We start from the raw sequence: 13,946 nt of genomic DNA on the forward strand, positions 1-13,946 counted from the left end.
TTATCCCTCCTAAACTTCTTCCACAGCTAGTAAGTCTAGTATGCATAATGCTGTTACAGCTTCAACAACAACTGCAGCTCTTGGTAGAATACAAGGATCATGTCTACCTACAATCTCAAGATTAGTGTCCTCCATTGTGCTAACGTTAACACTTCTTTGAGGTCTTGAAATTGAAGGTGTTGGCTTAATTGCAACCTTAAATAATATAGGTGCCCCACTAGTGATTCCTCCAAGTATTCCACCATTATTATTAGAATAAGTCTTTATTTCTCCATTATCTAAATAATACTCATCATTTGCTTCTGAACCCTTCATACTGGCTATATCGAATCCACGTCCAAACTCAACTCCCTTAACAGCTGGTACTGAAAACATTCCACTAGCTATTACACTTTCAACAGAGTCGAATATAGGGCTTCCGATTCCACCTGGCATATTTAAAACAACTGTTTCAATTATACCGCCAACTGAATCTAGGTTTTCCCTAGCCTTAAGAACTTCATCCTTCATCTTTTCTTCAACTGTAGGGTCAAGTAGAGGAAGAGTCATATTCTTTAGATTCTTAATATCATCTATATTTACATTTATAGGATCAAATTCCTTATCCTTAACTCCAGCTAGAGATAAGATATGACTTCCTATATGTATTCCTCTTTTTTCTAGGATTTGTTTTGCTACTGCCCCAGCAAATACTATAGGTGCAGTAAGTCTACCTGAAAAGTGACCTCCTCCTCTATAGTCATTTGCCCCAAGATATCTCATTTTACCTGTAAGGTCTGCATGTCCTGGTCTTACTATATCTTTAAGTAAACTATAATCACCTGATCTTGTATCTGAATTTCTTATCATTGAACAAAGTGGTGTTCCTGTTGTTTTCCCCTCAAAGAATCCACTTACTATTTCATATTGATCCTTTTCTTGTCTTCCAGTAGTTAACTTACTTTTTCCTGGAGCACGTCTACTCATTTCAAAGTTCACTTTATCAAGATCTATTTCAAAGCCTGCTGGAAGTGAATCAATTACAACACCTATAGCTGCTCCATGAGATTCACCAAAAACAGATATTTTAATTTTTCTACCTAGCATCGAGCTCATCAACTTTTCCTCCAAGTTTTCTAAAGTCTTCAAAGAATGTTGGGTATGATTTTTTAATTGCTTCACTACCCTCTATAATTAAATCTGATGTACATCTAATAGATGCCATAGCCATAGCCATTACTATTCTATGGTCATTCCATCCATCAACTACTCCACCATCAAGTAAAAACTTACCCTTAATAACAAGTCCATCTGGAGTTTCCTTAACATCTGCTCCTATTTTGTTAAGTTCACTTCTCATAGCTTCTAATCTATCTGACTCCTTAATTCTAACTCTTGCTGCATTTATGATTCTAGTTTCTCCTTCACTTAATGCCGCAAGTGTTGCAATTATAGGAACAAGGTCTGGACATTGTGATGCATCAATAGTTGCTCCATGAGTTTTACTTGGATAAACAATTATCTTATCTTCAAGTACATCTACACGTCCTCCCATAGTACGAACAATATCTATAATCTCTCTATCTCCTTGAAGAGAATCGGCTCTCATGTCTAGACAAGTAATCTCTCCTCCAAGAAGTCCTGCAACTATGAAGAATGCCACCTGTGAGTAATCTCCCTCAACTCTATAGTTTTGAGCTTTATACTTTTGGTTCCCTTTAATAATAAATTCTTCATAATTATTATTTTGTATCTCTACTCCATATTGCTTTAAAACATCAATTGTAAGATCTACATATCCCTTTGATTCAAGCTCCCCTATAATCTTAATGGAGGAATCACCATTAAGAAGAGGAAGTGTAAACATAAGCCCTGTAATAAATTGAGAGCTAATATTTCCCTCTACCTCATATACAGATGGCTTAAGACTTCCCTTAACCTTTAAAGGAAGGCCACTTCGGGTATCGTATGTTATACCTTCTTTATCAAAGATATTATAATAGGTAGTTAGTGGTCTAGTAGTAAGTCTACCCCTCCCCTTAAAAGTTACTTCTTCTGAAGTTAAAAGAGCTATCGGTATAATAAATCTAAGTGTTGAACCAGATTCTATACAGTCTATTTCTGGATTAACAAGCTTTAGACTATCATTTCCTTGTATTTCTATACTACTATCCTTCATGTTCATCTTTACTCCTAGACTTTCCATAGCCTTAGAAGTTGCTATTATATCATCTGAAAATATTATGTTATCAACAGAACTTTCTCCATTTGCAAGAGCTGCACATATTATTGCTCTATGTGAAAGACTCTTAGATGGAGGAATAGTAACTGTCCCTGTTAAACTTTTAGGGGTTATTTTTACTCTACTCAATCAAATCCCTCCTAATATCTAGTTAAATTCTATATACTTTTCGATTTCTTCTAGTTGAATCTTCTTAATATATGATTGTCCGACTTCCTTTAAAAGTATTATATTCAAAGACTTTCCTATGTTTTTCTTATCTAGACCTATTGCATTAAGTACCTTATCCCTATCCTTTAAATCAATTAAAACTGGAAGCGAGTACTTTCTAAGTATCTCCTTAATTACCTCAGATGTACCCATTGATGTATCACCTAATGTTTCTGCAGTTTTTGTTATCATATACATTCCAAGTGCGACTGCTTCTCCATGGGTAAATGACTCATAATTAAAGTATTTTTCTATAGCGTGACCTATTGTATGACCAAAGTTTAGAAGCATTCTATCTCCTGTATCCTTTTCATCCTTTTCAACAACGATTCTTTTAATATTGCAGCAAGTATATATAATCTTTTCAATATTTTTATCAAATTCTTTTTCACTATAGCTTAAAAGGTCATAGAATAAATTCTTATCCTTAATACATCCATATTTAATAACCTCTGCCATACCATCAGCAAGATATCTTTGGTCTAATGTCTTTAAAAGATTTGGGTCTATATATACTCCAACTGGTTGATAAAAAGCCCCAACTAGATTCTTACCATAATTAGTATTTATAGCAACCTTTCCACCTACAGAACTATCAACCTGTGACAAAAGTGTAGTTGGAATCTGTACGAAGTCAACTCCACGAAGTAGTGATGATGCAACAAATCCTGTTAAATCACCTACAACCCCACCACCAAAAGCTATAATAAGATCACTTCTAGTCATTGAAAAATCAAGCATTTCGTTTAGAACTCTCTCAAATGTAGCAAATGATTTACTTTTCTCACCTGGCTCAACAACTATTTTCTTAATATTAAAGCCTTCTTTTTGAAGAATATCAACTAACTTTTCTCCATAAAGTCTATCTACGTTAGAATCAGTTACTATTGATATCTTTTTAGTTTTAGCTACATCTTTAATATAGCTTCCAATTTCATCAAATAGCCCCTTTTCTATATAAATAGGATAGCTATGGTCAAATAGCCTAACACCTAACTTATACATAAATCTTAATCCCCCTTTTTTTATCTCTAGCTTCCTCAAGCTTTGAGTATACAGAACTATTATCTCCTGATGCAATAAAGTTCTTTAGTTCAGCTATGTTACTTTCAAATATACTAAGCTGTTCTATTACATATTCTTTATTTTGCATAATAAGCTCTGTCCAAAGCCCTGCATTAATATCCGCAACTCTTGTAGCATCTCTAAAACTTCCAGCTACAAATAAAGAAGTGTCTTTATTTAGTATATCACTATTTACTAATGCTACAGCAAGAATATGTGGAAGATGACTTGTATAAGCTATTATTCTATCATGTTCTTCTGGGGATATTCTAACTATATTTTTACACCCTATAGCTCTAGCAATATCCTCAACTATTACTATACTATCTTCTCGATTTCTCTTTGTTGGAGTTATAAGGTAATTTGCACCTTTAAATATACTATCACAGCCATTTTCAAGTCCAGAACCTTCTTTTCCTGCCATAGGATGGCCTCCTACAAAATCTAAATCATCTCTTAAAGCTTTATTTATGGTATTTATTATTGACCCTTTAATACCTGCACTATCGGTTATTACAGCTCCCTTTTTGAAGATATCCATATTCTCGATAACGAATTTTTCTGTTAGGTCAGGATATACTGCTAGAATTACTATATCTGCATTCTTTAATGCAAGACCCGGATCAATGTAACCTTCATCTATAATATTTTTTTCTACTGCAAGTTTTATTGTTTCTTCGCTTATATCTAGTCCTATAACCTTACCCTTTGTAAACTTTTTAAGCGCCCTTGCATATGAGCTTCCTATAAGTCCTAGTCCAACTATACATACGTTTAATCTAAAGTCCTGCAACATTATCCCCCCATAAATTAATTAATGAACTATCTATTCAATTACTTCTGTGCTACTGTACTACTTCTTATCTTTTAAGACAGTTCCCTTAATATACTTAACTTTAAGTTTATTTTTTAAAGGGAGTCTATACTATATTCTCTTACCATTTATTTCAGCAATTCCTTTTAGTGACTTAACAAGACTTTCAAATTCCTCTGGTCTTATTGATTGCTTTCCATCACATAGTGCATTAGCAGGATCGTTATGAACTTCGATTATTAATCCATCTGCTCCAACTGCAACTGCTGCCTTACTTAGTGGTTCTACCATCCAGTTTAGTCCTGCTGCGTGGCTTGGATCAACTACTACTGGTAAGTGGCTAAGCTTTTTAATAGCTGGTATTGCACTTAAATCTAATGTATTTCTTGTGAAGTTTTCAAATGTTCTTATTCCTCTTTCACAAAGAATAACTTGTTCATTACCCTCTGACATAATGTATTCAGCTGACATTAAAAGTTCTTCTATAGTAGCTGAAAGACCTCTTTTTAGTAGAACTGGCTTTCTAGTCTTACCAACTTCCTTAAGAAGATCGAAGTTTTGCATATTTCTTGCACCTATTTGAATAATATCTGCGTTTTCAGCAACAGCTTCAACATATTTAGTTGTCATAACTTCTGTGATTATTGGAAGTCCTGTTTCCTTCTTTGCTATATTAAGTAGGTCAAGCCCCTCCATTCCAAGACCTTGGAAAGCGTATGGTGATGTTCTTGGCTTAAATGCTCCACCACGAAGAATTGTAGCACCTGATGCTTTAACTGACTTTGCTATTTCAACGATTTGACTTTCTGACTCAACTGAACATGGTCCTGCCATTATGCAGAATTTATCTCCCCCGATTTGTGCATCTCCAACCTTTATAACTGTATCCTCTGGGTGAAATGCTCTATTAGCTCTCTTGTATGATTCTTGTACTCTTAATATTTTTTCAACACATTTATTTTGTTGTATTACACTAGCATCTATAGTACTTGTGTCACCAACAATTCCTAGTATAGTTTGTGATACACCTTCAATTATTTGAACTGAGCATAAAGGTGATTCTAATTTTTCTTTTAGTTTCATAATTTCTTCCTTTGTTGTTTGTGGTTTAATTACTACTATCATTTTACATACCTCCAAATTTTATACTTAACATTTAAACCTTGCTAAGCATTTTTAATATTTTATAAATAAAAAAGGAGAACTCTTTGAGTTCTCCTTATATACACTATACATAATCTTAAGCTAGCTACCCTTTCTTTTATACAAGTAGGCTAAATCTATTTTCACTTAGCTTATATACATCAAACTCATTCAAGAGATTATTTAAATTTTTGCAGAACTCAAAACCAGCGCTAAAATAAAAGCCCCAGCTAAAATAAAAACCATAATAAAATTGTTCTACAGTTCTCTTGATGATGTCCATCGCTAATTCCTCCCTTAAGATTTTTCTTCGTATCTATCATATCATTTATAATTATATACTTCATTAAATTCTGTTTTTTCTAAATTCTATCACTTGAAAAAACTAATGTCAACAACATCTATTTTAATTATAGGTAAATCCCCTTTAAGAAAACTTTTTCTAAAAGGGGATTTTATACTAAATATATACCTACTCATAGGGCTACTATCCTATATTTAAAAGGGGTTAAGGATAATTTTATATTAAAAAATATTAATTTTAAAAAAATTATCTAATTTCAATAAAATAATAATACTTTCTGATTATAATTCAATACTCTGATGCATAGCAATTGAATACCCTCCTAAAATAGGAATACCTAATACTAGTTCTATAGCTGCAATTACTAATTTATTATTTTCTACTTCCATCTTTATTAAACATTTTTTTCATATGGACTTCTACGATAATAATCACAACTATAGAACCAACAATTAAAAACATTATTTGGAATACTTCATTACTTAGAGCATGAATCCTGTAAGTAAATGCTGCAATAATGAAGTTAATTATTCCAAATACGATCATACTATTCCCACCATATCTTTGTGCTTCATCCCAAGTTTCCTTATTTTTAATAGCCATTGAGGTTCTATATCCAATAACCCCATTTATACTTTTAGGTGGAAAATATCTTAATACAAGCCCTGCTATAATAAAAATTATTCCTGATATTAAATATACTATATAAATCACCTCCTATATTATTTATATTGGAAAATGTCTACACTTCTCTTTTCTACAGCCATGGGGATGTCTATCATAATCCTTACAAATAATCCTATACTTGTAGGGAATATTGATATCTAAATATTCCTTTGAAAGCTTACAACTTGTTTTTAAAGTTGCATATATGAAATTTTTACAACAGCATGGACCAGTTTCATTAGCAATACACTCAATAACCTTTGATACAACCTTCATTGTAGTAGCAGTTTCTTCATTTTTAGGACATGCAGCACCTAATATAACACTAAAGGATGCACCAATCCCAGGCGCTATACCACAAATCCCTGTTAATCCACAATATGCACCAATAGCCTGCTTTCGTGTACGATTTAATGCCTCCATTATTTGATCATCGGTAACTTTAATTCTTCCATTATTTCTTATTGAAGCTAATAATGCACCTGCAGCAATCCATGCATGTTCACATCCTAGCATTGGAATGGAAGTACTATTAATAATCTTTTCAGCTATAATTAAAGGATTATATTCTTTTGATGAAAGTATTAAATTCAAAATACCCTCAAAGGATTTTTCTCCATGACAATTATCACAAACATAATGCCCACTAGGGCAGTATACATAGCCTAATTCAACTTTACTGCACTCTATACATTTTAATTCTTTGCCGACCTCAAAATAATCAAGCTTCTCTCCACATATTAAGCAATTTTCTGTACTCTCTTCTTTATGCTGACCAGCACTAGCATTTTTAGGAGCTCAACATCCTCCACTATGATTTAAAAGACCTTTTTCCAATATAATCCCTCCTTACAATAAATACTACTACTCTAATGAAAGATATACAATAATTAAACTTAAATTTTGAGTAATATAGACTCCATGATACAATCTTAGCGTAAAATTACCTATATTTTCAAAACCAATTTCTACTTCTCTTTATTTTGTGACATAAAATATTAATTTTATAATTAAGCCATGAAATATCAACTTTAATTAACAATATCCTACTGGTAACACTTTTGAGTAATTAACATAATATGGTGGTGAAAATACATCCATAGGAGGTGATAGTTATGTGGTGGTTATTTTGGCCTATACTATTCGGTGGTTGTTGCAATTCTAGAAGATGCAACTGCAACAGAAATAATAGATGTAGAAATAGATGTAATTGCAACAATAGATGCAGATCACAGAATAATTGTAGAAGAAACTACTGGAACAACTATGATGACGAATATTATTATTAATTTAAAGACATTTTCTTATTTAGATATAAAACATATCTAAATATAGGAGGCAAATACAAAAAGCTAATGGCATGATATCATGCCATTAGCTTTTAATTTAATTTAGCTATTACTTCACAACTATATTTACAAGTCTTCCCTTAATAACTATTACCTTTTTAACTTCCTTATCTGCGATAAATTCCTTTATCTTATCATCATTTAAAGCTATCTTTTGTATTTCTTCATCTGATGCTGAGCTTGAAGCTTCTATTTTCCCTTTAACCTTACCATTGATTTGAACTCCTAGTTCTATAGTATCACGAACTAGTGCTGATTCATCAAATTCAGGTAGTGATTCGTTAAATACTGAGTAACTTCCTCCTATTTGCTCCCAAAGTTCCTCTGCTAAATGTGGTGCAAATGGTGCTAGAAGTTTTATAAGGTCCTTAATAACTCCTCCTAGGAATTCTACATTCTTAACCTCTGTATCAGTATCATACTTATAAAGTGCATTTACAAGCTCCATAAGTCTTGCAAGTGCTGTGTTAAATTGGAACTTATCCGTATCATCTAGTACTCCCTTAATTGCTGTATGAAGAACTAGGTTAAGTTCCTTTTCATCCTTAGCTATATCTGATTTAGTAGTTCCCTCTGATTTTAGCTCAAGATATCTTTCTACGAATCTTTCAATTCTTGAAGCAAATCTGCTCATAGCCTTAATACCATCTACGTTCCATGGACCTCCCTCTGAGTATCCGAATCCAAACATTAGGTACATTCTAAATACGTCTGATCCATATTCACTAACATAATCATCAGGTGATATTACATTTCCCTTTGATTTACTCATTTTATTTCCGTCTGGCCCTAGGATGATTCCTTGATGAACAAGTGATTTAAATGGTTCATCAAAGTTAAGGTATCCAAGGTCACGAAGAGCCTTAGTAAAGAATCTAGCATATAGTAAGTGCATTGCAGCATGTTCTGGTCCACCTACATACTTATCTACTGGAAGCATCTTGTTAATCCATTCAGTGTCAAATGCCTTTTCACTATTTTTGTTATCTGGATATCTTAGATAATACCATGATGAACATACAAATGTATCTAGTGTGTCTGCTTCTCTCTTAGCTGGCTTTCCACACTTAGGACAAACAACATTAACAAACTCCTCAGACTTTTTAAGTGGTGATTCACCATCTGGTGTAAATTCAACATTGTATGGAAGTTCAACTGGTAGTTGCTCCTCTGGCACTGGAACTGTTCCACAATCATCACAGTGGATTATTGGAATTGGACATCCCCAGTATCTTTGTCTTGATACTAGCCAATCACGTAGTCTATAATTTACCTTTAATTCACCCTTATTTATGCTTTCAGCCTTTTTAACAATATTTACTCTTGCATCAGCTGATGTCATTCCATTGAATTCTTCACTATTTACAAGTGTTCCGTATTCAGTATATGGAAGAGTAGTTTCTTCTCCCTTAGCTGATTCTACAACTCTCTTAATAGGTAGGTTAAACTTAGTTGCAAACTCATAATCTCTCTCATCATGTGCAGGAACTGCCATAACACATCCTGTTCCATAAGTTGCTAGAACATAGTCTGAAATCCAAATTTCTACCTTTTCACCTGTTAGAGGATGAATAGCAAAAGACCCTGTAAATACTCCTGTCTTTTCCTTAGAAGTGGACATTCTTTCTATTTCTGATTGCTTTTTAGCTTCTTCTTTATAGTTTTCAACCGCATCCTTTTGAGCAGGAGTTGTTATACTATCAACTATTGGGCTCTCTGGTGCAAGTACAACATATGTTACCCCATAAAGAGTATCTGCTCTTGTTGTAAATACGTTGAATTTAATATCTAAATTCTCTACTGAAAACTCAATTTCTGCCCCTTCACTTCTTCCTATCCAGTTCTTTTGAACCTTTTTAGTCATATCAGGCCAGTCTAGTTCATCTAATTTTTCTAGTAGTTCATCTGCATACTTAGTAATGTTGAAAAACCATTGTGTAAGATTTTTCTTAGTAACTTCACTTGAACATCTTTCACACTCACCATCTAGAACTTGCTCGTTAGCAAGAACAGTACTACAGCTAGGACACCAGTTAACTGGAGCTTCCTTTCTATATGCAAGTCCTGCTTCAAATAGTTTTAGGAATATCCATTGAGTCCACTTATAATAATCTGGAAGACAAGTAACTAATTCGTTTTCCCAATTAAACATAGCTCCCATTTCTCTTAGCTGCTTCTCCATAGTTTCTATGTTCTTCATTGTAGAGTCATGAGGATGTACCCCTGTTTTTATAGCATAGTTCTCAGCTGGAAGACCAAATGCGTCAAATCCCATTGGCTGAAATACTGAATATCCTTGCATTCTCTTAAATCTTGCCCATGTGTCTGTTGGTCCGTAGTTATACCAATGTCCCGCATGAAGCTTTGCTCCTGATGGATATGAAAACATTTCAAGACAATAAAGTTTTTTATCTGCCTTTGACTTGTCAAATTCATATAATTTAGTTTCGTCCCATTTTTGTTGCCACTTTTTATCTGTTTCTACTGAGTATGGCATTAAATTCACTTCCTCTCAAGTATTATCGGTGCATCAAAAAAAGACCCTATCCCCTAATGGGGCGAAGAGTCTTTCGCGGTACCACCCAAATTTGTATCTTAGTTAAATAACGGCTATGCCGGCTCGGCTTACTAAAGGTTCGGCCTACAACTCAAGGGCGAGTTCAGAATGTAAAGATTATGGGCTCCCAGCTATCTCCCACTCTCTGTGAATCCTATTCAAACTTACTACTCCCTATCACAGTTTTTATAATATATTGTATCAAATTGTCCAAATTTTCATTAACTAACATTTTAGTATAAAAAATTTTTTATGTCAATATAATCACTACTGTGTAATATTGTCATAGCATCTTATTTTCAGCATATTAATAAAGGTAAGAATAATTATAAAAAGGTGATAAATGGAACAGTCCTCATTTTTCAAAAAAACAGCAGTACTTACTGTGTCTAATGTACTTACTGGAACTTTAACATTTATATATACTATATTTCTTTCAAGAGAAATGGGTGCAGCTGGTATGGGACTTTACCAGTTAGTTACACCAGTATTTGCATTATTTTTATGTATTACAGGTGGAGGTATTACGGTAACCCTTTCTAAAATAGCAGCAGAAAAAAAAGCATCTGGAAAACTTCATGAGTTATATAAAACAGTAAAGATAATGTGTATGTTCGAACTAGTATGGTCATTAATGGTAACACTGTTTTTAATTATTTTATCCAAGGTAATTGCAAATAATATACTATCTGATTCTAGAACAGTTTTAGGAATTATAGCTTTTTGCCCTGCTCTAATTATTATATCTCTTTCATCTGTTTTTAAAGGTACATATTATGGACTTCAAAGAATACTTGAGCCAGCTATCATTGATGTAATTGAAAAGGCTATTAGAATTATAATGATTTTCCCTTTAATGGCACTTGTTAAGAATATGAATCTAGGGATTGAATACACTACGGCAGCTGCAATGCTTGTTGTAAGTATAGGGGAGATTTTTAGCTTTATACTGTTTTTTATTTCATATAAAATATATATTAAAAATCATCCAGCAAGAGGGATATGTAAATCTAATCGTGAACTTGTTGTAAGTGTATTACGCCTTGCAATCCCTCTAGCTCTTAATGGTATATTATCAACTATATTTTCTATGATTCTAACTCTCCTTATTCCTAAAAGACTTATGGCAGGGGGAGTATCCTATAATGAAGCAATTTCCCTACTTGGGAAGTTAGAAGGAATGACTCTGACTATTTTATTCTATCCTGCAATTATCCTAAATGCTGTATGTACAGTTCTTATTCCGTCTATTTCTGAAGCTGTTACATCGGGTAAGGATTATATTATTAATCACAGAACTAATATAGCTATAAAGGTTGCATCTATTGTAGGATTTTCATCTACGGTACTTATACTTACTCGTGGAGGGGACATAGGAATATTTTTTTATAAAGATTCCTATGTAGGATATCTATTAAGCTTACTTTCTATCCCTTTACCTATTGTATATATTCAAATTATATCTTTCTCAATTTTAAATGGGCTTGGCAGACAGGGAAGCTTACTCATAAATTCTACATTAACATCTATATCAGATGTAATATTCATATATATCTTTTTAGGTATTCCAACACTTGCAGTAAAAGGATATGCACTAAACTTTTTATTATCCGCATTATTCTCAATAGGCTTAAATTTCTCAGTTATAAGGAAGTCATTTAAGTTTAAGCTAGATTATATGAACTGTATTGTAATTCCATGTTTATGTGCCTTTTCACAATATGCTCTAACATCATTACTTTTCAGTAGTATAACAAATGTACCACTTATAATAGTTCTATACTATTTAACATACTTTATACTTTATCTTCCATTTTACTTTATAGCCTATAAAAATAAAAATATTCCTAATTTCACAAGAAAAGCATCATAGATAAAGGGTAAGTAGAAAAACTACTTACCCTTTACTATTTATTGTTTATTTTCTTTTAATCTTACTTTTAGCTATTGCAATAATCGAATTAACCTCTTCTATTCTCATAAAGTATATAACTACAAGATAAACAACCCCTGCAATTACTATAGCCAGTAAAAGTGAAATCGACTCACCAATTACTCCTTGCAAAGCTGTATATGAAAATCTTGATACTATCCCCATAATAACAGCTGTTACTAGTATTTTGATCATTGATGAAACTATAGACTTAAGTCTAATAGAGCCTATTCTCCTTCTAAGGCTTATAAATAATGTTATAGTACAAATTATACCTGCAATACTTGTTGCAAGGGCTAAACCATTTATACCCATAAATCTTGAAAGAGTTATACAAAGAATTATATTGATTACAACTGCAAAAGCTGCATTAATCATAGGTGTTTTTGTATCCTGAAGTGAATAAAATGCCTTAGATATAACCTCACGTAGTCCATAACCTATCATTCCAATAGAGTAGAAGAAAAGTGCTCCTGAAGTCATAGTAGCAGCATTACTATCAAATGCTCCTCTTTCAAATAGTAACTTAACTATAGGCTTTGCAAATACCATAGCCCCAACAGTTGCAGGGATAACAAGTAAACTTACACTAATTATAGCCTCATTTAAGCTCTTTTTAAGGCCTTCTATATTATTCTCCGCTCCCATTCTTGATATCATAGGATACATAGCGGTTACTATACTCATTACAAATATACCTTGAACAAATCCATTAAGTTTAACTGCATAATCAAGTGCTGCAATTGCCCCATTTGAAATTAGTGAAGCAATAGTTCTATCAACCAATACATTAATTTGGTTAACGGATATTCCAATTATAACAGGAATGGCAAGTAGCACCATTCTCTTCAAGTTCTTATCTTTTCTATCTAATATTAACTTATGCTTATAACTAGTTTTCTTAATAACAGGTAGCAAAAATACCAATTGAATTGCTATAGACAAAAGTGTTCCTATTGCTAAAACTTCAATACTTGTCTTGGAACTTATGGCAATAGTTGCAATAACAACTATATTCATTGGAATTGCTACAAGTGCAGGCATTAAAAACTTATTCTTTAAATTAAGATATCCTGTGAATATGTACACAAGTGCTGTAAAATAAACCCCTGCAATAGTAAACCTCGTTATAAGTACACATATTCTTAGCGTTTCTCCCTTAAATCCAGCGGCAAACAGCTTAACAATCGGAGTAGTAAACACAAGCCCAATTACTACAATTATTGTACAAATAACTAAAACAAAGTTAATCATATTACTTGTAAATCTATTAGCTGATTCTACATTATCATCTTTTTCTATCCTACTATACATAGGAATATATCCAGTTGCTATTCCTGCTCCAATCATCGCAAATATAGTTCCTGGAATAGTTATTGCTATTTTGTATGCATCCGCCGTAGCTGACACACCATAAAAGTACGCAAGAACTATTTCCCGTGCAAATCCGAGCACCTTAGAAATAACCGTTGCTACCATTAAAAGGATTGCTGTTTCTTTCATAATTAACTTCCTCTTCACTTTAAATTTTGTTTTTATATTAATAATACCTAAAATTTAAAATAAAAAAAAGAGGAGTGGCAATTCTCCTCTAAATAAGTAGTAAGATTAACAGGTAGCTTAGTGAAACTTCACTATGTCTTCTGGCGAGCTCCCCTGTATCTTTCCTATTTTTTATTATAAT

The 13,946-nt window shown here is 32.8% G+C and carries 11 protein-coding genes, 1 pseudogene and 1 other annotated feature; of the genes and pseudogenes, 2 read left to right on the forward strand and 10 right to left on the reverse strand.

Features of this window, described 5'->3' with window-relative positions:
* Positions 1–9: 9 nt before the first annotated feature.
* The 8 genes and pseudogenes from aroC to CLCY_RS03435 all read right to left on the reverse strand — a co-directional run.
* A complete protein-coding gene (aroC, locus tag CLCY_RS03405) occupies positions 10–1,095 on the reverse strand; it encodes a chorismate synthase (RefSeq protein ID WP_048569741.1) in 1,086 nt (361 codons plus the stop codon).
* Entirely contained in the window at positions 1,076–2,350 is a 1,275-nt protein-coding gene (gene aroA, locus CLCY_RS03410) for a 3-phosphoshikimate 1-carboxyvinyltransferase (RefSeq protein WP_048569742.1), read from the reverse strand. The genes aroC and aroA overlap by 20 nt, the downstream gene beginning before the upstream one ends.
* A gap of 18 nt (positions 2,351–2,368) precedes the next feature.
* On the reverse strand, positions 2,369–3,436 hold the full coding sequence (gene aroB / locus CLCY_RS03415) for a 3-dehydroquinate synthase (RefSeq protein WP_048569743.1): 1,068 nt from the start codon (positions 3,434–3,436) through the stop codon (positions 2,369–2,371).
* The gene (locus CLCY_RS03420; RefSeq protein ID WP_082141689.1) at positions 3,429–4,292 is read right to left on the reverse strand and encodes a prephenate dehydrogenase; all 864 of its coding nucleotides are present in this window, start codon (positions 4,290–4,292) and stop codon (positions 3,429–3,431) included. Before CLCY_RS03420 ends, aroB begins: the two co-directional genes overlap by 8 nt.
* Before the next feature lie 129 nt (positions 4,293–4,421).
* A complete protein-coding gene (gene aroF / locus CLCY_RS03425; RefSeq protein WP_048569745.1) occupies positions 4,422–5,435 on the reverse strand; it encodes a 3-deoxy-7-phosphoheptulonate synthase in 1,014 nt (337 codons plus the stop codon).
* Between the two features lie 136 nt (positions 5,436–5,571).
* Positions 5,572–5,736 carry a hypothetical protein gene (locus CLCY_RS13875; RefSeq protein ID WP_200899961.1) on the reverse strand — a complete coding sequence of 55 codons (165 nt, stop codon included), beginning with the start codon at positions 5,734–5,736 and terminating at the stop codon, positions 5,572–5,574.
* Positions 5,737–6,129: 393 nt separating this feature from the next.
* Complete coding sequence (locus CLCY_RS03430) at positions 6,130–6,471, reverse strand: SdpI family protein (protein WP_048569746.1); 342 nt, start codon at positions 6,469–6,471, stop codon at positions 6,130–6,132.
* A gap of 12 nt (positions 6,472–6,483) precedes the next feature.
* Positions 6,484–7,218, reverse strand: a pseudogene (locus tag CLCY_RS03435) (DUF5714 domain-containing protein); the annotation flags it as partial.
* Between the two features lie 351 nt (positions 7,219–7,569).
* On the opposite strand from CLCY_RS03435, the gene CLCY_RS03440 reads away from it, so the two are divergent.
* On the forward strand, positions 7,570–7,752 hold the full coding sequence (locus CLCY_RS03440) for a hypothetical protein (RefSeq protein WP_048569748.1): 183 nt from the start codon (positions 7,570–7,572) through the stop codon (positions 7,750–7,752).
* A gap of 69 nt (positions 7,753–7,821) precedes the next feature.
* Here CLCY_RS03440 and leuS read toward each other — a convergent pair whose 3' ends face one another.
* On the reverse strand, positions 7,822–10,269 hold the full coding sequence (leuS, locus tag CLCY_RS03445; protein WP_048569749.1) for a leucine--tRNA ligase: 2,448 nt from the start codon (positions 10,267–10,269) through the stop codon (positions 7,822–7,824).
* Between the two features lie 54 nt (positions 10,270–10,323).
* Positions 10,324–10,519, reverse strand: a binding site (T-box leader).
* A gap of 153 nt (positions 10,520–10,672) precedes the next feature.
* Here leuS and spoVB point away from each other — a divergent pair.
* The gene (gene spoVB, locus CLCY_RS03450; protein WP_048569750.1) at positions 10,673–12,202 is read left to right on the forward strand and encodes a stage V sporulation protein B; all 1,530 of its coding nucleotides are present in this window, start codon (positions 10,673–10,675) and stop codon (positions 12,200–12,202) included.
* 45 nt (positions 12,203–12,247) lie between these two features.
* On the opposite strand, the gene murJ is transcribed toward spoVB, so the two are convergent.
* A complete protein-coding gene (gene murJ / locus CLCY_RS03455) occupies positions 12,248–13,765 on the reverse strand; it encodes a murein biosynthesis integral membrane protein MurJ (protein WP_082141691.1) in 1,518 nt (505 codons plus the stop codon).
* Between the last annotated feature and the right edge of the window lie 181 nt (positions 13,766–13,946).

This window comes from Clostridium cylindrosporum DSM 605, from assembly GCF_001047375.1.
Taxonomy (GTDB): domain Bacteria; phylum Bacillota; class Clostridia; order Clostridiales; family Caloramatoraceae; genus Clostridium_AB; species Clostridium_AB cylindrosporum.

Coding starts and splice junctions, on each gene's coding strand:
- aroC (WP_048569741.1), bottom strand. CDS start 1,095: ATGAGCTCGATGCTAGGTAGAAAAATTAAAATATCTGTTTTTGGTGAA.
- aroB (WP_048569743.1), bottom strand. CDS start 3,436: ATGTATAAGTTAGGTGTTAGGCTATTTGACCATAGCTATCCTATTTAT.
- CLCY_RS03420 (WP_082141689.1), bottom strand. CDS start 4,292: ATGTTGCAGGACTTTAGATTAAACGTATGTATAGTTGGACTAGGACTT.
- aroF (WP_048569745.1), bottom strand. CDS start 5,435: ATGATAGTAGTAATTAAACCACAAACAACAAAGGAAGAAATTATGAAA.
- CLCY_RS13875 (WP_200899961.1), bottom strand. CDS start 5,736: ATGGACATCATCAAGAGAACTGTAGAACAATTTTATTATGGTTTTTAT.
- leuS (WP_048569749.1), bottom strand. CDS start 10,269: ATGCCATACTCAGTAGAAACAGATAAAAAGTGGCAACAAAAATGGGAC.
- spoVB (WP_048569750.1), top strand. CDS start 10,673: ATGGAACAGTCCTCATTTTTCAAAAAAACAGCAGTACTTACTGTGTCT.
- murJ (WP_082141691.1), bottom strand. CDS start 13,765: ATGAAAGAAACAGCAATCCTTTTAATGGTAGCAACGGTTATTTCTAAG.